Below are 20,868 nucleotides of genomic sequence, written 5' to 3'. Positions count from 1 at the left end.
TTGGTAACGGTGGATATTTCAATCGCTCAGCACAGCACCAGCTGCACATCATGCTGCCGGATAACACTGAGTAGTTCTTCCGGCGGCTTACGGTCCGTGTACAGGCTGTCCAGCATACTGATATTCCCCAGATTCACCATCGCATTCCGGCCAAATTTTGAATGGTCGGTGACCAGGATGACATTCCGTGAATTTTCAATGATCGCACGCTTCGTCCTGACCTCATGGTAATCGAATTCCAGTAACGTTCCATCCATATCAATACCGCTGATCCCCAGAATGCCATAGTCCAGCCGGAACTGAGAGATAAAGTCCATCGTTGCTTCACCGATGATCCCGCCATCCCGAGTACGGACATCTCCGCCGGCCACAATGACTCTGAACTCCGGTTTTGCCATCAGCAACATCGCCACATTCAGGTTATTGGTCACAACCTGCAGATGCTTGTGGTTCAGTAACGCATGAGCCACCGCTTCAGGCGTGGTACCGATATCGATAAACAGCGTCGACCCTTCGGGGATCTGCGCGGCAACACTGCGGGCAATACTGGCTTTTTCTTCGGAATACATCATCCGGCGATCATGCCATGCCGTATTCTCGGCGCTGGAGGGTAAAGCCGCGCCACCGTGATGTCGCTGGATCTGGTTCTGTTCTGCAAGATCATTCAGATCCCGTCGGATTGTCTGCGGGCTGACCGAGAAATGTTCCACCAGCTCTTCAGTGCTGACATATCCCTGTCGTTTGACCAGTTCAATAATGACATCGTGCCGCTGAGTCTGCTTCACTCTACCCTCCTGTGCAGGATTTCCCTGACCTCTGTCTTCATCATCAACGCTGCTTTCTGGCGGACTGAGTATCGGCAAACGCCATCGCCAGCCCCACCAGTAATCCCGTGAAGTGCGCCATATTGGCGATATCCATCCCGAACAGCCCATAATACCCGACAACCAGCCACACTATAGAGAACACAATTAATCCGCGTTCCAGATACACTCCGCTCTGCGGGTCTCTTTCGCCCCGTAACCAGCAATATCCCATCAGTGCATAGACCACACCGGAGAGACCGCCGAACCAGATCCCGCTGAATTTGGCTTGCATCCAGCCACTCAGTAAGGCTGAAATTACGGTGATCACAAACAATTTTCCGCTACCCAGCCGTTTCTCAACCGCGCCGCCCAGATACCACCACCAGAGCAGGTTAAAGACGATGTGCAGCAAAGAAAAGTGAAGGAATATATGGCTGACCCAGCGCCAGACCTGGAAATATTGCCCCGACCCGTCAGGCCAGGACAGCCAGCTTAAGACCGTTTCATCACCGACAATCTGCATCAGAACAAACACGACGATGCAGATCATCATCACACTCATCGTCAGCGGACCGGCCCGTTCACGGAGGTTGGTCAGAAACTGCCCCCGCGGGTATTCCATACGTAGCCGTGTCGTCCCGCTTTTCCAGCTCGCGGCCTGATAGCGGGGATGATTGGGATCGCGCATAAACTGACTGAGTTCACTTTCCGTTAATGTCAGCTGATCTTCATCGTCCAGCCAGAGCTGGTAACTGTTTTGCTGCTGTTCAATATGCAACCTGACGCCGCGGGTTGCCATATAATCCACAAACGCCTGGGCCATTCGCGGGTTCGTAAACTGCGTAATACATTTCATGACCTATCCCCGGTACCGGACATTATCCCTGACTGTTATCGGTGCGGATTTGCGCAGGAAACGCCGTCCGCCAGGCATCAAACCCGCCGTCAACACTATAGACCTGATCAAACCCCTGATTAATAAGATATTGAGCCGCACCTTTACTGCTGTTGCCGTGATAGCAAAGTACCAATACCGGCTGGTCAAACTCCGCTTCTGTCATAAAATTGTTGAGAGTTCCGTTGGTCAGATGGAAAGCCTCAGCAACATGTGCCGCTTCAAAACTTTGCGGGTCGCGAATATCAACCAGGATAGCGCCCTGTTGTAACTTCTCCATTGCCTGCAGAACGTTAATGCACTCGTAGGTTTCCATATCACTCTCTCTAATCAATCAGCTTACAGCCGCACATTGTAACCTGATCTTTGTTCTCCCGATAATCCGATAAATCACGTGCTTCAGCTGTATTGTCATCCGGTTTTGTTATCTGTATCACGCTAAAATGTTTTCATAAGGTTAAATATTGGCATCAATGTTTGTTTTCGCCTATGATAATGTTCGCAAACGAACATTGACTGATTATTCCGAACACCGGAGGAAAGCACGTGGAAACCAAAGATCTGATCGTCATCGGTGGTGGCATCAATGGTGCCGGAATTGCGGCAGATGCTGCGGGACGTGGCTTATCAGTACTGATACTGGAAGCCCGGGACTTTGCCTGTGCGACGTCCTCTGCAAGTTCGAAACTCATTCATGGTGGTTTACGCTATCTGGAACATTATGAATTCCGTCTGGTCAGTGAAGCGCTGGCCGAACGGGAAGTCTTACTCAAAATGGCTCCCCACCTCGCCTTTCCTATGCGTTTCCGTCTGCCGCACCGCCCGCACCTTCGCCCGGCGTGGATGATCCGTACGGGATTATTTCTGTATGATCATCTGGGGAAACGGACCAGTCTGCCGGCCAGTAAAGGGATCACTTTCGGGGCAGACTCGGTACTGAAACCGGAAATTAATCGTGGCTTTGAATACTCAGACTGTTGGGTGGATGATGCCCGTATGGTCGTCGCGAATGCCCAGGCTGTCGTCAGCCACGGGGGAGAAGTCAGAACCCGTACCCGGGTGACCCGCGCATGGCGTGAAAACGGTTTATGGATCGTCGAAGCCGTGGACAGTGACAGCGGGGAACACTTCCGCTGGCAGGCAAAAGGTCTGGTGAATGCTGCCGGTCCATGGGTGAAAGAATTCTTCGATAACGGTCTGGCGCTCAAATCGCCTTACGGGATCCGGTTAATCAAGGGCAGTCATATCGTGGTCCCCCGGGTCCACCAGGGGAAAGAAGCCTATATCCTGCAAAATGAGGATCACCGCATCGTGTTCGTGATCCCGTGGATGAATGAGTTTTCGATTATCGGCACGACCGACGTCGAATATCATGGCGATCCGAAAGATGTGAAAATTGATGATAACGAAACGGATTACCTGCTTAAGGTCTTCAATGACCATTTCCGCCATAACCTGACGCGCGAGGATATTGTCTGGACCTATTCCGGTGTCCGGCCGTTATGTGACGATGAGTCAGACTCCCCTCAGGCAATCACCCGCGATTACACGCTGGATGTGCATGATGAGCATGGCAAGGCACCCTTATTGTCGGTGTTTGGTGGCAAGCTGACAACATACCGCAAACTGGCTGAGCATGCGATGGAAAAGCTGGCGAAATATTATCCGAAGGCCGGACCGGCCTGGACCAAAGAAAGTGTGCTGCCCGGCGGGCATTTTTCCGGCAGCCGTGAAGACTTTGCCGCCAGCCTGCGCCGCCGCTATCCGTTTATCACCGCGAATATGGCTATGCACTATGCCCGGACCTATGGCAGTAATACGGAAAAGGTTCTGGGTGATGCACAACGCCTGGAGGATTTGGGTGAAAACTTCGGTCATGAATTTTATGAGGCAGAACTGCGCTATCTTGCCGACCACGAATGGGTTCACGAGGCACAGGATGCGCTCTGGCGCCGGACAAAACAGGGAATGTGGCTGACAGAGGAACAACAGGCCCGGGTCGCTGAGTGGCTGAAGACCCGGTATAACGTCTCTTCTGTACTTCCCGCATCGTTACCGGTGGCCGGGCTGTAATCTTCAGACAGAAAACAAAAGAAGGCGGCCTGGTGGTCGCCTTCTTTTTTCCTGCGCTCTGTCAGAGAGCCACTCTTTCTTAGCCTGCTAACTGACGCAACATTCTTCTGAGAGGCTCGGCCGCGCCCCAGAGTAACTGGTCACCCACGGTAAAGGCCGACAGATATTCCGGCCCCATATTCAGTTTACGTAACCGCCCGACCGGCGTGGTCAGCGTCCCGGTGACCGCTGCCGGTGTCAGTTCACGCATAGACAATTCACGATCATTAGGAACCACCTTCACCCACTCATTATGACTGGCCAGCAATGATTCGATCTCCGGCAGAGAAATATCTTTCTTCATTTTCAGGGTGAATGCCTGGCTATGGCAACGCAGTGCACCGACACGGACACAAAGCCCGTCAACCGGGATCGTCGCGGATGTCGACAGAATTTTATTAGTCTCTGCCTGCCCCTTCCACTCTTCACGGCTTTGACCGTTGTCCAGTTGTTTATCGATCCAGGGGATCAGGCTGCCGGCCAGAGGAACACCGAAGTTATCGCTGGGTAAGGTGCCTGAACGCGTCAGCTCAGTAACTTTACGCTCAATATCCAGAATGGCGGACGCCGGGTTTTGCAGTTCTTTGGCAACATGGTCATGCAGCATGCCCATCTGAGTGAGCAATTCACGCATATGACGGGCACCGCCGCCGGAAGCTGCCTGATAAGTCGCCACAGAGGCCCACTCAACCAGATCATGGGCGAACAGCCCGCCCAGTGACATCAGCATCAGACTGACGGTACAGTTCCCGCCGACAAAGGTCTTGATACCGTTTTCTAATCCACGCTGGATGACATGCTGGTTCACCGGGTCGAGAATAATGATGGCATCGTCTTCCATACGTAAGGTGGACGCTGCATCAATCCAGTACCCCTGCCAGCCTGATGCCCGCAGCTTCGGATAGATATCGCTGGTATAATCGCCGCCCTGACAGGTAATAATAATATCCAGCGCACGCAGCGCTTCAATATCACTGGCATCCTGAAGTACGCCATTCTGACGATCACCGAAAGCCGGTGCCGGTTGCCCATGCTGAGAGGTAGAAAAGAAGACCGGATTGATCGCATCAAAATCACGCTCTTCACTCATTCTGGACATCAGTACGGAACCCACCATGCCGCGCCAGCCAATAAAACCTACATTTTTCATCTTGTGCCTGCTTATCCTGTATTCTGAGTTCTTTTACGCCGCATTGTCAGGAACCTTGACAACCGATCGTGAGATTATACGATCTGCAGAAATAATATCCCGCTCCGGAACTGATCTCTGATGAAATAAATCTTTTCCATCACCTCAGCCGGCCTGCATGTAATAATCAGATTTACCTATGACCCCCAACTCTACAAAATGCACACGCGCTGGCAAGTAAATAAATTCGATACGCCAGGCTTTTTTAATCATTGAACTAATATCAGCGCTGACCAAAGGATAAGACTGCCCTCATGACAGAGATGATTTCCGTTACCGTACTCCTTTTATTGATCATGGATCCGCTGGGTAATTTACCCATTTTCATGTCAGTACTCCGACATCTCGAGCCGCGCCGGCGGCGGGTCGTGATGATCCGCGAACTGTTAATCGCTTTGGTTATCATGCTGCTGTTTTTATTTACCGGGGAAAAAATTCTGGCCTTCCTGAATCTGCGGACAGAAACCGTGTCGATTTCCGGGGGGGTTATTTTATTTCTGATCGCGATAAAAATGATTTTCCCCGGACCTGAGCAAAGTGGATCCGGTAACGGATTACCTGCGGGTGAAGAACCTTTTCTGGTCCCCCTGGCGATCCCTCTGGTCGCCGGCCCCTCATTACTGGCCACCTTGATGCTGATGTCTCATCAATACCCGGGATCTCTGGGGATGCTGGTCCTGTCTCTGCTGCTTGCCTGGGCGATTACCTCGACCATTTTATTACTTTCGGGGGTGTTCCTGAGGTTGCTGGGCGATAAAGGGGTGAATGCGCTGGAACGGCTGATGGGGTTAATCCTGATTATGCTGGCCACACAGATGTTTCTTGATGGTGTGCGGGCCTATCTTAAGCTCTAGATATCGGGCGCAGCAGTCTGCACTGCTGCGCCTTCATTCGTCACTCGCCTGATCAGCTTAACAGCGTAAACGCTATCATGCCGATAATTCCCCCGGTGGTGCCCAGGATAGTTTCCATCAGCGTCCAGGTCTTCAGTGTTTCTGCTTCGGTGGCACCGGTAAAACGACCAAACAGCCAGAATCCGGCATCATTTACATGACTGCAGATAATGGACCCGCCCCCGATACAGATGGACAGCGCAGCCAGTTGTGCGCCGTTGTAATGTAAAGGACCGATCACCGGCATAATCAACCCCACCGCGGTCAGACAGGCCACCGTTGCCGACCCCTGAATAATCCGCACCGCGCCGGCAAGAATAAAGCAAGCCAGAGCCACCGGCATACCAGCCCCGGCAATGGCATGACCCAACGCAGGGCCTACCCCGGAATCCACCAGTACCTGCTTAAAGACCCCTCCGGCACCGATCACCAACAGAATAATTCCCGCCGGTTGCAGCGCTTCACCACAAATCTGCATCACACGGGACTTATCCATTCCCTGACGCCGCGCCAGTCCGTAAATAGTGATCAGACACGCCAGTAAAATTGCGATAAAGGGATGGCCAACGAATTCCAGCACGTGATAAAGACGGGAGTCCGGCTCCACAAAATGGGTTCCGATCGTTTTCAGGCCCACCAGGACCAGCGGGAAGAGGATCAGCGACAGGCTGAAACCAAATGACGGCAACGTGTGCTGATCTGCCGGTGCCGGGGCACTCTCTTCCGGCAAGCTAAAATGCACATGACGGGCAATAACGCTGCCAAACAAGGGGCCTGCAATCAGCATCCCCGGGATCGCCGCACAGAGACCCAACAGGATCATCCAGCCAAAATCGGCATGCATCTGCGCTGCCAGTAACATCGGGGCTGGCCCTGGCAGTACAAACGCTGCGGCTGCGGCAACACCTGCAAACAACGGTATCACCAGTCTGACCAGGTTTCCGCCGGTACGCCTGCCCACTGCAAAGGCAATACTTATCAGCAGGACGACGGCCACTTCAAAGAACAATGGCAGTGCGCAAATAAACCCGGCAATGCCCATCGCATAGTGTGCACGCTGTTCACCGAAGGTTTTCAGCATACGCATCGCTATCTGATCGACAGCACCGGTTTCATGCAGTATTTTGCCAAACATGGCCCCCAGCGCCACGACAATAGCCAGAAAGCCTAACGTGCCGCCCATTCCCTGCTGCATAGTTTCAGTAATTTTTTCCAGCGGCATCCCCGACAGGATCCCGGCGCCGACCGAGACCAGCATCAGGGCAACAAACGCATGTAAACGTGCTTTCATCACCAGCAGCAACAACAGAAGAACTGACCCCACCGCCGTAAGAACAAGTGTTGCGGTACTCATCATTACCAGTCCTTAGTTAATGGCGTCTTTAATCGCTCCGACGGTCGCCGAAACCACCTCATCAATGGACTGCCGGATATCCACCGCCACAACATCGGTCTCTTCCGCACCAGGTTCTTCCAGCGTCGAGAACTGGGTCACCAGCATAGAGGGTTTAAAGAAATGTCCCTTACGGGCTTTGAGGCGGGATTCAATGGTATCGAAGTCCCCTTTCAGGTAAATGAATTTCAGATTGCTGTTACCTTTACGAAGGATATCCCGGTAACTTTTTTTCAGGGAGGAGCATACTATTAACGATACAGCCTGAGTCCGTTGCATGGCAAAAGCTGCATCATTAATGGCCTGCAACCAGGGCTGACGGTCCTTGTCATCTAACGGGTGACCATCAGCCATTTTCAGTATATTGGCACGGGGATGCAGAAAATCACCATCCAGAAAGGCGGTCTGCAACTCTTGTGCAACCCTGTTGGCAACAACCGATTTCCCGCTACCTGAGACGCCCATCAGAATAAAGACATAATGTTTTGAAGAGGGTGTAGACATTGTTCGCTCCGATTAATGTTACCGATAACAATTAATCAAAACATTGTCATGAGTCGTTCATTTTCTGGCAACAGATTAAGTGTTAAAAACATCAAACTGTGAACTGAATCATAAAAACAGGTTAAATACTGCGCCCGGTCTCAATCCTAAAACCAAGATCACGGACAGGCTCAGTGATCTCCTCTCCCCTGAGTCGTCGCAATATCATAGCTGAAGCTTCCTCTCCGATTTGCTTACGCGGAGTGACGACTGTGGCCAGTACCGGCGAGACCACGCGGGTAATGTCATGCCCATGAAAACCAGTGATCGCAATCTGCTCTGGTACATTCAGCCCCAGTCTCTGGCATTCAAACATCGCCCCGACCGCCAGATCATCATTGGTACAACACAGGCTATCCATCTGCGGAAATCTCTGCAGCGCTTCTTTCAGTAACATGGCCCCGGTGGTAAACGAGGAAGGTGTTGCACTCATAACAGAAAGTGGTTCAAGGCCGGCTTCCTGCATCGCCCGCTGATATCCCTGTTGTTTCTGAAGAGTGCGCTCATCGAGCCTGGCCCCCAGATAAACCGTTGAGCGGTATCCACGGCGGATGAGCGTCTCTGCCATCTGCCGCGCGGCTTCTGTGTTATCAAAACCCACCGCCATATCCAGACAGGGCGACACAGAGTCCATAATTTCCACCACCGGAATCCCTGCCGTTTCCAGCATTCGCAAAGTGGCAGGTGTATGGGTTCTTTCTGTCAGGATCACCCCATCGACATTCCAGCCCAGCAGGGAACGCAGCTGTCGTTCTTCTTTTTCGGCCTGGTAACCAAAATGAGCCACCAGGGTCTGATAACCGGCGGCATCGTTGACGGTTTCTATCCCTTTCAGGACATCCGCAAAAACATGATTGGTCAGTGAGGGAAGTAATACAGCAATCGCTTTGCTGGTGGCATTCGACAGTATCTCCGGAACCCGGTTAGGGATATACCCTAACTCATCCAGCACAACAGCAATGCGCTGGCCTAATGCTTCAGAGACTTGTTCCGGATTACGTAAAAAGCGGCTGACCGTCATTTTAGTGACGCCCAGTCTGTCTGCAACATCCTGAAGTACCGGCCTTTTTTTCTTCATGGTCATAGGAACTCATTCCCGTCTGGAGTAGGCTGAGTTTACCATTAAACACCGGTACAAAAATGCCCCGTAAGCGATCCAGCTCACAGGGCATAACTTTTTATCGGGATTTATCAGACCGGCGGCAAATCGAAGATAAGGACTTCAGTATCCTCTTCCGCCTGCAGTGTCAGAGCAGACTCTTCTGTCAGCGCAAGTGCGTCACTGGCTTTCAGCGACTGGTCATTGATGGCAAGTTTACCTTTCACCACCTGAACCCAGTAATTTCGCCCGCTCTCCAGGGAAATATGCTGTGTCTCCCCAGCCGGGATGACCTGGCGGGATAAGGTCATATCCTGCCAGACTTTTAATGAGTCTTCCCGGCCATCCGGGGTTAATACCCATTGCCGGCCCCGGGGATCGTCAAAACGTTTCTGCTCGTAACGCGGCTCAACACCGGCCCGCTGAGGCATAATCCAGATCTGATAAAGATGTAACGGCTCCGTCGCGCTCGGATTATATTCCGAATGACGGACCCCCGTACCTGCACTCATGATCTGGAACTCCCCTGCCGGGATCTGCTCCTTATTGCCCATGCTGTCCTGGTGTTCTACCGTTCCGGAAAGAACATAGGTCAGGATTTCCATATCTTTATGGGGATGTGTCCCGAATCCCTGACCGGGGGCAATAATGTCTTCATTAATGACCCGTAAGGCCGAAAAGCCCATAAAATCAGGGTCATAATAGTTGGCGAAAGAAAAGGTATGCCAGCTCTTCAGCCAGCCATGGTGTGCGTGACCACGATCTTCTGCTTTACGTAAATAAATCATCTCAGACTCCTTAATTTTTTATAGTCTGACGCCGATCACGCAGAAAAAATAGCTGAAAAAGTTCACGCCTCTGTTCAAAAAAAGTGAATGATATTCCGCGACGGAGGGACGGGATGGCGGTAAAAAAAAAGCCAGCCCCGAAGGCTGGCAAATTAATACCGGAAGCAATGTGAGCAATGTCGTCTCTCCACCGGAAGTCCGTAAAGGATGACCGGTGAAGATGTGGTAATAATAATCATTATCATTACTATTTGTAAAGCCGGATCTCTGCTTTTTATCTCTATGTCTCATCAGACTATGCTGAAAAACACCGACGGCCTAACGGAATCCGCCGCTCCAACGCACTCCCGCGCTGCCGGTTCGTTGCCCGATAGCACAAGCAGACCTATACTTTTCCGATGTGCTATCCGAAGGGAGAACATCATGCTCAAGCCTCTGCTATTAATCACGATCTTCGCTCTGCCGCTGAGTAGTTTCGCTGATATCAGCAGTAACCCGTTAAACCCTACTCAACCCGGGGCCGTATATAATCCGTCACAGAAAAGGATGCAGGACCAGATGGAAATGCAGCAAAAAACGGAACAGTTGAAACTGCAGAACGAACAGCAGCAACAATCACAAAAAATTCAGCAAACTATCAGCCAGCAGCAGGCACAGGCGAGACAGCGACTCAGCAGTACCCAACCCTGAGGCCGCGGAGAGCCGCCCGCCCGCTGGCGTTTTATGCGCTGAAACCGGGGCCAATAACATCAATACAATCGGTACAGATCATATCGACACCCCACCGCAGAAGCTCCCGGGCTCGCTGCGGGTCATTCACCGTGTACACCAGAATACGTAACCCGGCGGCTTTAATCTGTCGGGTGCGCACTTCATCCAGTAACCGGTGATTGAGGTGGAGGGCGACACAACCCAGCTCATCCGTCTGAGCCTGCCAGTCGTCCTGCCACTCATCCAGTAACAACCCCCGGGGCAGTTCCGGTACCGCATCCCGGGCAGCCGCCAGGGCCTGAGGTGAAAATGACGACAGTAAGGGAGCGACCTGCCCCTGCCAGAGTGTTCTGGCTGCCAGAGCAACTTCACGACCGGTCAGCTCGTCCTGCCCGGTGGTGGGTTTTATTTCAATATTAGCCTTCATCCCATACTGCCGGCAGCGTTCAGCGACCTGTGCCAGCAGCGCCGGGGGTTCATTTCTGAAGCTATCGCTGAACCAGCGCCCCGCATCCAGCGTCGATAATGCTGCCCAGTCCTGTTGTCCGGCAATCCCCTGACCACTGGTTGTCCGTTCCAGGGTGTCATCGTGCAGCAAAAAGACCTGATGATCTTTTGAGAGTTTTGCATCAAATTCGATCATGGTATGCCCGTAACGGTGCCCGACATCGATAGCCGCCAGGGTATTTTCCGGTGCCAGTTTTCCGCCACCGCGATGAGCCACGATGGGCGGGTAAGGCCAGGGCTGAGTTTTCATTCCAGACGTTGTCCTGTAGTGGTGTCAAAATAGTGCCGGGCAGTCAGCGGAAACTCCAGCCATAGCAATGACCGGGGCTGCGGACGTTGCTCATGAGGTAAACGGACCACCAGACGATGTTCCCCGATTTTACCATGGACTAAGTTATCAGCCCCGAGGATTTCCAGCGTTTCAACCTGCATCGGCACTCCGCCCTCTTCCCGGGAACGGAGTTTAATATGTTCCGGGCGGACCCCTAAGGTTATCTGCCGGTTGGCCAGACCGGGCTGCTGCTGGCTGAGGGGAAGATGGCACTGCGGGTCGAGGATAATGTCCCGGCCATCAGCGCTGATTTTCCCTGGCAGCAGGTTCATGGCCGGTGAACCGATAAAGGCCGCAACAAAGGTCGTTGCCGGTTTTTCATAGACTTCGACCGGCGTTCCGACCTGCTCAACAATGCCTTTATTCATCACCATGACACGCTGGGCCAGTGTCATGGCTTCTACCTGGTCATGGGTCACATAAAGACTGGTTGTTCTCAGCCGTTGATGGAGTTGCTGCAACTCCAGCCGCATTTGTACCCGTAAGCGGGCATCCAGGTTAGAAAGAGGTTCATCAAACAGGAACACCGATGGCTCGCGCACAATGGCCCGTCCCATCGCAACCCGCTGACGCTGCCCTCCCGATAATTCACGGGGATGGCGGGTCAGTAAGGTATCCAGTTCCAGGCTACGGGCTGCCTGCAGGACCTTCTGGCGGATCTGTTCTTTAGCCATCCCCCGGATACGGAGTCCGTACCCCATATTCTGCTCAACCGTCATATGCGGGTATAACGCATAATTCTGAAACACCATCGCAATACCGCGATCTTTCGGCTCCAGGGTAGTGACACACTGATTATCAATATAAATATCGCCGGAGCTGACCGTTTCGAGGCCAGCCACCATTCTCAGTAAGGTCGACTTTCCGCAGCCGGAAGGGCCGACCATCACCATAAATTCGCCTTCTTCAATCGTAATATTCAGCGGCTGAATGATCCGGTTTTTGCCATCATACGATTTTGTTACTGCCTGAAAATGTACACTTGCCATAACTTATTTCTCACTTTCTACCAGGCCTTTCACAAAGGCACGCTGCATAATAATCACGACGAGCAACGGCGGAATAAGGGTCAGCAGCATCGCTGCCATCACCAGGTTCCACTGTGTCACGCCATCCCCCAGCGAAATCATTCCGCGTATACCTGCAACAGCGGTGCTCATCCGTGAATCACTGGTAATGAGCAAGGGCCAGAGATACTGGTTCCAGCCATAGATAAAGGTAATCACGAACAGGGCTGCCAGATTGGTTTTGGATAATGGCAATACAATGTCAAAAAAGAAGCGCATCGGGCTGGCGCCATCAATACGGGCAGCCTCAATCAGCTCATTCGGTAAGGACAGAAAGAACTGCCGGAACAAAAACGTGGCCGTGGCCGATGCCATCATCGGCAATATCAACCCGTTATAGCTGTTGAGCATATGCAGCTGTGACACCACTTCCACGGTCGGGAAGATGCGGACTTCGACAGGTAACATCAGCGTGATAAAGATCATCCAGAAAAAGAACTGACGCAGCGGAAAACGAAACCAGACCAGCGCAAACGCAGAGATGATCGAAATGGAAATTTTACCGACCGTGATACCTAACGCCATAATCATACTGTTGAGTAACATATGGCCAATAGGCGGGCTACCGGAACTGACGCCCTGCGTCCAGATGGTGTGAATGTTTTGCCAGAGATGGCTGCCGGGCAGCAACGATATCGGGGATTGGAAGACCTCATGGTTATCCAGGCTGGCAGCAACCACCGCGATATAAACAGGGAACAGAATGGTCAGAATACCCAGCCATAACATGATGTGACTGAAGATATCGAGACCACGACGATTTTCTATCATTGGTAGCGCACCTTACGTTCAATATACCGGAACTGAACGACCGTCAGCAGAATGACAATCACCATTAACACCACCGACTGAGCCGCCGAGGCACTCAGGTCCAGCCCCGTGAAACCTTCACGATAAATTTTATAAATCAGGGTCGTGGTGGACTGCACCGGACCGCCCTGGGTCGCCGCATCAATCACCGGGAAAGTATCAAAGAAGGCATAGACCAGATTGACGACCAGCAGGAAGAAACTTACCGGGGTGATCAATGGCAAAGAAAGATTGATAAACCGGCGTACCGGCCCGGCGCCGTCCAGCGCTGCGGCTTCGACTAAAGAACGGGGAATCGCCTGTAATGCTGCGAAGAAAAACAGAAAGTTATAGCTTAACTGCTGCCAGACTGATGCCAGGACAACCAGAACCATCGCCTGACCACTATTTTGTGCATGATTCCAGTTATAGCCCATCCATTGCAGCGCATGGCTTAGCACCCCCATGCCGGGGTTAAACAGGAACATCCAGAGTACGGCCGCTATCGCCGGCGAGACGGCATAGGGCAGCAGCAGTAACATCTGATAAAACTTCTTCAGGCGCAGAACATGATCTACCAGCGCTGCAAATAGCAGTGAAATGACCAGGCCTATCCCCGTCACCAGACCGCTGAAAATGATCGTCGTACGGAAGGAGTCCAGGTAATACGGATCCCGGAACAGTTCATAAAAGTTTTCAAGCCCGACAAAGCGGGAAGAAAATCCGAAGGGATCCAGATTTTCAAGTGAATACCATAGCGCTTCACTGGCCGGCCAGATGAAGAAAATCAGCGTGACCGCCAGCTGTGGCAGCAGCAACAGGTAAGGCAGAACGCGCTGATGAAATACGGGGCGGGAAGATGACATAATCGAAGACCTCAGGCGGTAAGACGATAAAAGCTACCCTCCCGGGCCCGCCTGACGGTGAGGCCTGAGAGGGTATCGCTGATACCGGGGTTACTGAACCTGCTGGCGGAAACGTTCCAGCAGCAGATTTCCACGTTTAACCGCGTTATCCAGCGCAACTTTCGGGGTTTCTTTGCCCGTCCAGACGCTTTCCAGCTCTTCATCAATGACCGTACGGATTTGCGGCATATTGCCAAGACGTAAGCCTTTAGTGAAAGGCAGAGGCGGCTTATTCAGCATCTGTTTCATGGCAATATCTTCGCCCGGATTCTGTTTATAGAATCCCTGCTGGCGGGTCAGGTCATAAGCCGCCTCTGTGGCGGGCAGATAACCGGTTTTCTGATGCCATTCTGCCGCAATCGCAGGCTCGGCCAGGAACTTCATGAATTCGGCCACGCCCTTATACGTCTGAGCGCTCTGACCGCGCATCACCCACAGGCTGGCTCCGCCGATCATGGCATTCTGCGGGGCTTTTTTGTCTGTTGCATCGTAAGGCAGCATGCCGACACCAAAGTTAAATTTGGCGTACTGGCGAATATCGGCCAGAGAGGCAGACGAAGCGGTCGTCATACCACATTCACCACTATAGAATTTCGCGGTAGATTCATCCTTACGACCGTAATAGGTGAACGTCCCGGCTTTATTCATCTGTTCCAGCATTTCAATATGACGGATCTGCTCCGGTCCGTTAAACACCAGTTTTGCGTCGGTGCCATCAAAGCCATTATTCTCTGTAGCGAAAGGCAGACCGTGCCAGGCGCTGAACTCTTCAAGCTGGATCCAGCCCTGCCATCCACTCGCATAGCCACAATTCATTCCGGACTTACGTAATGCCGCTGCATCTGTTTCCAGTTCCTGCCAGGTCACCGGCGGCTTTTCAGGATCCAGACCCGCTTTTTTGAAAGCATCTTTGTTGTAATAGAGCACCGGGGTTGAACTGTTGAACGGTTCCGAGAGGAGTTGCCCGGTTTTCGCCTCGGAATAATAGCCGGCAATGGTCGGTACAAACTGCTTTTCGTCAAACGGGATCCCGGCATCTTTGAACACCTGATAAACCGGTTTAATGGCGTGGGAGGCCATCATGGTTGCGGTGCCGACTTCATACACCTGTAATATGGCCGGCGCATTTCCGCCACGCACGGCCGCAATGCCTGCCGCCAGACTTTGTTCATAATTCCCTTTATAGACAGGGACAATTTTATAGTCAGGATGTTGCTGGTTAAAACGCTGAGCCAGGGAGTTGACTTCTGTCCCCAGCCCGCCGTCCATGGAGTGCCAGAAAGGTATTTCAGTGACTGCAAATGCATTACTACTCAGGCCGGAGGCCAGTAACAACCCTGCTGCATAGTGACGTATTTTTATTGCTGACATAGTTTTATCCTGTGGCATTAACTGTCCGCTAAGAGATTCGCGAGCTAAAATGACACGGGAAAATGACAGAAAAATTAATTAAAGATGTCAGTTATATGACTAAAGAATGACAGGACTCCCGGCAGAACGGGGAATCTGTTAAACATCAGGCTCGATCAATTGCGCTGCCCCGGCTACCAGACAATAAAAAAGGGCGGCCACCAGGCCACCCTTCTGTAAAATTATCCGGATCAGGCTTCGATAGCCACCCGCAATTTTTTCATGGCATTCTTTTCCAGCTGGCGAACACGCTCTGCGGAAACACCATACTGATCGGCCAGTTCCTGCAACGTTGTTTTGCTGTCTTCATCCAGCCAGCGGGCACGGATGATATTCTGGCTACGCTCATCCAGACCCTGCATCGCATCGCTCAACTTATCAGCCGCATGCGCTTCCCAGTTATCTTCTTCAATGCCGTCAGCAAAGTCAGACGCTTTATCCTGCAGATACAGCATAGGGGCCATCGATTTCCCTTCGCTGCTTTCGTCATCCGGCGTCGGATCAAATGTCATATCCTGGGCAGCCATCCGTGATTCCATTTCACGGACATCTTTGCTGCTGACGCCCAGTTCACGGGCAACCATTTCGACTTCATCCTGATTAAACCAGCCGAGGCGCTGTTTAGTCTTACGCAGGTTAAAGAACAGTTTACGCTGAGCTTTCGTGGTGGCCACTTTCACGATACGCCAGTTGCGCAGCACGTATTCGTGGATTTCTGCTTTGATCCAGTGGACTGCGAAGGAAACCAGACGCACACCCACTTCCGGATTAAAACGGCGTACCGCTTTCATCAGGCCGATATTACCTTCCTGAATAAGATCCGCCTGAGGCAGGCCATAACCTGCATAATTACGAGCAATATGAACCACAAAGCGCAGATGTGACAGGATCAGCTTTTTCGCTGCATCCAGATCGCCCTGGTAATGCAGCCGTTCAGCCAGCGCTTTTTCCTCGTCGGCTGTCAGCATCGGGCAGCCGTTCGCGGCCCGGATATATGCATCCAGATTACCCAGAGGAGCAATAGCTAAAGCATGCATTTCTTTGGTCATTCAAACCCTCTCAGAATTATTGAAAAATATTGCCTGATCCTTACCACAACCGGCGTCTTTATTATGTCAGCCATGTCTAAAGATCGAAAGCAATGCGTGCTATTAATCAGTAAGACACTAAAGTTATCCACAGGTTCATTCTTTAATGTGAATAGTTCTGACGGGACACCGGAGGTACAGCGGGGAAATTATCCTCTGCTCCCCGACACATGGCAACAGAGGATAAGTATAGCAAAAAAACATTTCTCCGGATTACTGGGGTGTAAAACGGCGTAAATGTTGTGCCGTCGCAAGCCAGGCGGCAATCCAGCCGACAATGGCCGACACCAGCAGCAGCAGCAGGGCCTCGTCGAATGAAAATCCTTTCAAATCAAAGGACGTACTGAAGACACTCGCCACATGAGACACAACCGATTCAAGGCGGAACACCAGGATCTCGGAGAGGATCAGCGAAACAACGGCGCCGGACAAGCCCAGCATGGCACCGCCATAAACAAAGGGTCGTAAGATAAAACCATCCGTCGCACCGAGAAGTTTCTGTACGTTGATGGTATCTCTGCGGGCAAAGATACTGAGCCTGACGCTATTACCGATGACGAGGAACACCGCCACCACCATCAGTAACCCAATCATCAGTGCCACCTGACCGACCAGACCCGTTAAGGCGGATAATCTGGCAAACCAGCTATCATCCATACGTACCTGGTCAATACCACTCACTTTCGCCACCCGATCACGCAATGTATTCATGGTGTCTGAATTCTGGAAGTTGAGTTTTGGCGTAATGATCGCCACCGCCGGCAGGGGGTTCTGCTCCAGCATATCCATTGCGCCGCCGAATCCGGACCAGTTACGGAACTCGTTCAGGGCTTCTTCGCGACTCAGATAATCAACATGTTCCACACCGTCGGTCTGTTTCAGCTGATTAATCACATTCTGCGCAGCATCATCATCCAGTGTTTTCGACAAATAGACCGTCAGCTGCGGCGCCGGGTACCATTCGTTCGCCGCCTGGTCGACGTTCTTCCACACGATATAACACACACTCGGCAGCGTCAGTGAGATAGCAATAACCGTGACCGTCAACAGGGTGGCCAATGGCTGGCGTAACATATCGGACAACATTCCGCGCCAGGCATAGTGCCATTGTTCCTGCCAGCCACCGCGCAGTGCTTTCTCTTTCGACACCCGTTTAGGTTTTGGCTTCGCCCGGGGCCGGGCGGCCGCGGCCGGTGCTTTTTTAACCCGGCGGTTTACCTGATTACCCTTGCCAAACTTCATGCCACTCCCCCATGTAATCGTCCCTGACTGAGGGTCATAACACGATAATTCCTACGGGAAATAAGAGACATATCATGAGTTGCCATCAGGACAGTGACACCGACGCGATTAAATTCTTCAAATAAGCGCAGTATATCTTCCGATAATGCGTGATCGAGGTTACCGGTCGGTTCATCCGCCAGCAATAATGCCGGTTTATTGACAACGGCTCTGGCAATACCGACACGTTGTTGTTCACCCCCGGAGAGCTGAATCGGGAAACTCTTCGCTTTATCAAGCAGGCCAACTTTATCCAGAGCCGCAGAGACCCTGCGGCGAATATCTTCACCGCTGGCACCGGAGATAATTAACGGGATAGCAATGTTGTCATACACGGTTCTGTCCATTAGCAGATGGTGATCCTGGAAGATCATGCCAATCTGACGGCGCAGAAACGGCACCTCGCTGTTGCGTAAACGCGTTATATTATGTCCGCTAAACCAGATTTGTCCGGCACTGGGGCGCTCGATCCCGCAGATAAGCTTGAGTAAGGTACTCTTACCTGCCCCGGAATGACCGGTCAGAAACGCCATTTCTCCCTGACGCAGATGAAAATCTACGCCCTGAAGCGCCTGGCGTCCTCCCAGATATGCTTTACTGACCTCTTCAAAGCGAATCATCCAAATTAGTCCTCTCGGGCAAACAATGCCTCTATAAAATCGCCGGCCTTAAATGGCCGTAAATCATCGATGCTTTCTCCGACACCGATGAATCGGATAGGAATACCGAACTGGTCTGCCACAGAGAAGATCACTCCCCCTTTCGCTGTACCGTCCAGCTTAGTCAGTGTAATACCGGTCAGGCCTACCGCTTCATGGAATAACTTAGTCTGGCTGACGGCGTTCTGCCCTGTGCTGGCATCAATGGTCAGCATCACTTCATGCGGAGCACTGTCATCCAGTTTACTCATCACACGAGTGATCTTTTTCAGCTCTTCCATCAGGTGCGATTTATTCTGTAACCGGCCTGCGGTATCCGCAATCAGGACATCAATACCACGGGATTTAGCGGCCTGAATGGCATCAAAAATCACCGATGCTGAATCCGCACCGGTATGCTGGGATACGACCGGAATGTTGTTACGCTGTCCCCAGACTTCCAGCTGCTCTACCGCGGCGGCACGGAAAGTATCCCCGGCGGCCAGCATGACCGATTTTCCTTCCGACTGATACTGACGAGCCAGCTTACCGATAGTGGTAGTTTTACCCACACCATTGACACCGACCATCAGAATAACAAACGGTGTTTTTCCTTCAATATCCAGCGGTTGCTCGACCTTATCCAGAATAGCAGACATTTCCTGCTTCAGAATGCCATACAGCGCTTCAGCATCGCGCAGCTGTTTACGGCTTGCCTGAGCGGTGAGGTTACTGATAATTTTACGGGTAGTATCAACGCCAACGTCGGCGATAAGTAGTTGTTCTTCAAGCTCTTCGAACAGGTCGTCGTCGATTTTTTTTCCGCGGAACAACCCGATAAAACCGGTACCGAGGTTCTGTCGTGTTTTGACCAGACTGCGTTTTAAACGGGCAAAGAAACCTTCACGGGCAGGTCGTTCCTGCTCGGTAATAATGCCTGTTTCTGCAACGGTCTCTTCACTCTCTTCCGGACTAATCTTAGACGATTCCGCCGGGGTTTCCGGCACGTCTTCGATCAGTTCCGGCTGTTCAACGAGTTGCCCGTCGTTAGTTTCCGTCGCCGGCGGAATGTCAGGGGCGGCTTCCGGGGTCGGCTGTTCGGCTTCCACGCGTTCAATCGCCGGAGTGGTAATACTCTGAGTGACCGGCGCTACCGACTGCGGTTGTTCAATAATGGTACCCGGTAATTCCGGTTCTACCGGCTCAGACAGTGCCGCTTTATCGGCGTCAGAGATCAGCGGTTTGCTTTCCGGCACCTCTGCCCTGTCAGGTTCTGTCTCGTGAACGGCCTTAGTCTCATCAGGCGCTGCGTCATGCACCCGGGGCTCGTCTACCGCCTCAGGCAGGGAAAGCGTTGCCTCCGCAGGCTCCCCGGCCACAGGTTTCGGTGTGCTCTCATCCTCCCCGGCTGCCTCTTCCTTTGCCGGGAGGTCCGGTACGTGTTCAGGTTCTGCAGGGACGCCTGGTTCAGCGGTCACATCCGCTGTTTCTTTTTGTTGTTCTTCAGGCTCTGCATTTTTCTCTTCATCACGACCAAAGCCCAGCCAGGAGAAAAAGCCCCGTTTTTTTTCTTTTGCCATTATGCAGCAACACTCCTTTCGGCCCGAACCAGGAAGATGAACCCCTTCCGTACAGAGATATTCGGGACTTCTGTTTAATTTATCAAATACCTGCCAGTTTTATGCTGCCGTCAGGTATCGCGAACGCATGGTCTGATAGTCTATCATTTTCCAGGCATTGCATTACAGCACCCTTTTTTACCGTTTCTTATCACGCCAGTGCCCGCTAAACTAAGCCACAAATTATGAAGAGTTGTGATGAATATGAATAAACATTCCCGGGGGCCGGCAAGTGCCGGACAGGTACGCATTATTGGCGGACAATGGCGCGGCAGAAAACTGCCGGTGCGGGTCAGTGCCGGGCTTCGCCCGACGACCGATCGGGTTCGGGAGACACTGTTTAACTGGCTGGCCCCGGAGATGGCACAGGCACGTTGTCTGGATTGTTTTGCAGGCAGTGGCGCTCTGGGTATTGAAGCCCTCTCCCGTTATGCCAGCCACGTCACATTGCTGGAACTGGATCCTGCCGTCGCCCGACAGCTAACCTCCAATCTGCAGACCCTTAAAACGACACAGGGTCATGTGGTTCAGGGCAATACATTACAATGGCTGAACAGCCCCGGAGAGCCGTACGATATCGTCTTCGTGGATCCGCCCTTCCGTAAGGGCCTGCTGAGTGACACCCTCACTCTGCTGGAAAGTAAAGGCTGGCTGTCCGCAGAAGCCATGATTTATATCGAATGCGAGACCGAACATGCGCCCCCTGAGGTGCCTGCCAGCTGGCGACTGCACCGTGAAAAAGTCGCAGGGCAGGTGGCTTACCGGCTATATCAACGTTGCGTTTCTGACAGGCAAGGAGAATAA

General features: G+C 52.2%; 21 protein-coding genes. 4 read left to right on the top strand and 17 right to left on the bottom strand.

Annotation, left to right across the window (positions count from 1 at the left end; genetic code table 11):
• Nucleotides 1-26 precede the first annotated feature (26 nt).
• From ABD035_RS07420 to glpE, 3 genes are read right to left on the bottom strand one after another with little or no spacing between them, the layout of a single operon-like run.
• Nucleotides 27-785, bottom strand: coding sequence for a DeoR/GlpR family transcriptional regulator (locus ABD035_RS07420; protein WP_212713533.1), 759 nt, complete (start codon nucleotides 783-785; stop codon nucleotides 27-29).
• A 43-nt stretch (nucleotides 786-828) separates the two neighbouring features.
• Nucleotides 829-1,662, bottom strand: coding sequence for a rhomboid family intramembrane serine protease GlpG (gene glpG / locus ABD035_RS07415; protein ID WP_212713534.1), 834 nt, complete (start codon nucleotides 1,660-1,662; stop codon nucleotides 829-831).
• 22 nt (nucleotides 1,663-1,684) lie between these two features.
• On the bottom strand, nucleotides 1,685-2,017 hold the full coding sequence (glpE, locus tag ABD035_RS07410) for a thiosulfate sulfurtransferase GlpE (RefSeq protein ID WP_212713535.1): 333 nt from the start codon (nucleotides 2,015-2,017) through the stop codon (nucleotides 1,685-1,687).
• 230 nt (nucleotides 2,018-2,247) lie between these two features.
• On the opposite strand from glpE, the gene glpD reads away from it, so the two are divergent.
• The gene (glpD, locus tag ABD035_RS07405; RefSeq protein ID WP_343868963.1) at nucleotides 2,248-3,774 is read left to right on the top strand and encodes a glycerol-3-phosphate dehydrogenase; all 1,527 of its coding nucleotides are present in this window, start codon (nucleotides 2,248-2,250) and stop codon (nucleotides 3,772-3,774) included.
• A gap of 79 nt (nucleotides 3,775-3,853) precedes the next feature.
• On the opposite strand, the gene asd is transcribed toward glpD, so the two are convergent.
• Nucleotides 3,854-4,963 carry an aspartate-semialdehyde dehydrogenase gene (asd, locus tag ABD035_RS07400; RefSeq protein ID WP_343868961.1) on the bottom strand — a complete coding sequence of 370 codons (1,110 nt, stop codon included), beginning with the start codon at nucleotides 4,961-4,963 and terminating at the stop codon, nucleotides 3,854-3,856.
• A 293-nt stretch (nucleotides 4,964-5,256) separates the two neighbouring features.
• Between asd and ABD035_RS07395 the strand changes: the two genes are divergently transcribed.
• Entirely contained in the window at nucleotides 5,257-5,856 is a 600-nt protein-coding gene (locus ABD035_RS07395; RefSeq protein WP_212713538.1) for a YhgN family NAAT transporter, read from the top strand.
• Nucleotides 5,857-5,908: 52 nt separating this feature from the next.
• Here the strand turns inward: ABD035_RS07395 and gntU are convergent, their stop codons facing one another.
• The 4 genes from gntU to ABD035_RS07375 all read right to left on the bottom strand — a co-directional run bounded on the left by gntU (nucleotide 5,909) and on the right by ABD035_RS07375 (nucleotide 9,718).
• Nucleotides 5,909-7,249: a gluconate transporter gene (gene gntU / locus ABD035_RS07390; RefSeq protein ID WP_343869017.1), complete on the bottom strand. Its 1,341-nt coding sequence runs from the start codon at nucleotides 7,247-7,249 to the stop codon at nucleotides 5,909-5,911.
• Nucleotides 7,250-7,261: 12 nt separating this feature from the next.
• Entirely contained in the window at nucleotides 7,262-7,792 is a 531-nt protein-coding gene (gntK, locus tag ABD035_RS07385) for a gluconokinase (protein WP_212713539.1), read from the bottom strand.
• Between the two features lie 121 nt (nucleotides 7,793-7,913).
• Entirely contained in the window at nucleotides 7,914-8,909 is a 996-nt protein-coding gene (gntR, locus tag ABD035_RS07380; RefSeq protein ID WP_343869015.1) for a gluconate operon transcriptional repressor GntR, read from the bottom strand.
• Between the two features lie 113 nt (nucleotides 8,910-9,022).
• A complete protein-coding gene (locus ABD035_RS07375; RefSeq protein ID WP_343868959.1) occupies nucleotides 9,023-9,718 on the bottom strand; it encodes a pirin family protein in 696 nt (231 codons plus the stop codon).
• 423 nt (nucleotides 9,719-10,141) lie between these two features.
• Here ABD035_RS07375 and ABD035_RS07370 point away from each other — a divergent pair, with 423 nt between their 5' ends.
• Nucleotides 10,142-10,408 carry a DUF2756 domain-containing protein gene (locus ABD035_RS07370; protein ID WP_212713541.1) on the top strand — a complete coding sequence of 89 codons (267 nt, stop codon included), beginning with the start codon at nucleotides 10,142-10,144 and terminating at the stop codon, nucleotides 10,406-10,408.
• A gap of 31 nt (nucleotides 10,409-10,439) precedes the next feature.
• On the opposite strand, the gene ugpQ is transcribed toward ABD035_RS07370, so the two are convergent.
• The 9 genes from ugpQ to ftsY all read right to left on the bottom strand — a co-directional run bounded on the left by ugpQ (nucleotide 10,440) and on the right by ftsY (nucleotide 20,025).
• Nucleotides 10,440-11,186, bottom strand: a complete 747-nt coding sequence (gene ugpQ, locus ABD035_RS07365; protein ID WP_343868956.1) for a glycerophosphodiester phosphodiesterase — start codon at nucleotides 11,184-11,186, stop codon at nucleotides 10,440-10,442.
• Nucleotides 11,183-12,256: a sn-glycerol-3-phosphate import ATP-binding protein UgpC gene (locus ABD035_RS07360; RefSeq protein WP_343868954.1), complete on the bottom strand. Its 1,074-nt coding sequence runs from the start codon at nucleotides 12,254-12,256 to the stop codon at nucleotides 11,183-11,185. The genes ugpQ and ABD035_RS07360 overlap by 4 nt, the downstream gene beginning before the upstream one ends.
• 3 nt (nucleotides 12,257-12,259) lie before the next feature.
• Nucleotides 12,260-13,105, bottom strand: a complete 846-nt coding sequence (ugpE, locus tag ABD035_RS07355; RefSeq protein ID WP_343868952.1) for a sn-glycerol-3-phosphate ABC transporter permease UgpE — start codon at nucleotides 13,103-13,105, stop codon at nucleotides 12,260-12,262.
• Nucleotides 13,102-13,989 (bottom strand): sn-glycerol-3-phosphate ABC transporter permease UgpA, encoded by an 888-nt coding sequence (ugpA, locus tag ABD035_RS07350; protein WP_212713545.1) that lies wholly within the window; start codon nucleotides 13,987-13,989, stop codon nucleotides 13,102-13,104. Before ugpA ends, ugpE begins: the two co-directional genes overlap by 4 nt.
• A gap of 90 nt (nucleotides 13,990-14,079) precedes the next feature.
• On the bottom strand, nucleotides 14,080-15,399 hold the full coding sequence (ugpB, locus tag ABD035_RS07345) for a sn-glycerol-3-phosphate ABC transporter substrate-binding protein UgpB (RefSeq protein WP_343868950.1): 1,320 nt from the start codon (nucleotides 15,397-15,399) through the stop codon (nucleotides 14,080-14,082).
• Nucleotides 15,400-15,629: 230 nt separating this feature from the next.
• Nucleotides 15,630-16,487, bottom strand: coding sequence for an RNA polymerase sigma factor RpoH (gene rpoH / locus ABD035_RS07340; RefSeq protein ID WP_212713547.1), 858 nt, complete (start codon nucleotides 16,485-16,487; stop codon nucleotides 15,630-15,632).
• Between the two features lie 252 nt (nucleotides 16,488-16,739).
• Complete coding sequence (gene ftsX, locus ABD035_RS07335; RefSeq protein ID WP_212713548.1) at nucleotides 16,740-17,768, bottom strand: permease-like cell division protein FtsX; 1,029 nt, start codon at nucleotides 17,766-17,768, stop codon at nucleotides 16,740-16,742.
• Nucleotides 17,765-18,427 carry a cell division ATP-binding protein FtsE gene (gene ftsE, locus ABD035_RS07330; RefSeq protein ID WP_025901527.1) on the bottom strand — a complete coding sequence of 221 codons (663 nt, stop codon included), beginning with the start codon at nucleotides 18,425-18,427 and terminating at the stop codon, nucleotides 17,765-17,767. The genes ftsX and ftsE overlap by 4 nt, the downstream gene beginning before the upstream one ends.
• A 5-nt stretch (nucleotides 18,428-18,432) precedes the next feature.
• Nucleotides 18,433-20,025: a signal recognition particle-docking protein FtsY gene (ftsY, locus tag ABD035_RS07325; protein WP_343868942.1), complete on the bottom strand. Its 1,593-nt coding sequence runs from the start codon at nucleotides 20,023-20,025 to the stop codon at nucleotides 18,433-18,435.
• 243 nt (nucleotides 20,026-20,268) lie between these two features.
• On the opposite strand from ftsY, the gene rsmD reads away from it, so the two are divergent.
• A complete protein-coding gene (gene rsmD, locus ABD035_RS07320) occupies nucleotides 20,269-20,868 on the top strand; it encodes a 16S rRNA (guanine(966)-N(2))-methyltransferase (protein ID WP_343869013.1) in 600 nt (199 codons plus the stop codon).

This window comes from Tatumella terrea, assembly GCF_039523755.1.
GTDB lineage: Bacteria > Pseudomonadota > Gammaproteobacteria > Enterobacterales > Enterobacteriaceae > Tatumella > Tatumella terrea.
Note: the sequence above shows the minus strand (reverse complement) of the source record. Positions and strands in the feature narration are given on the sequence as shown.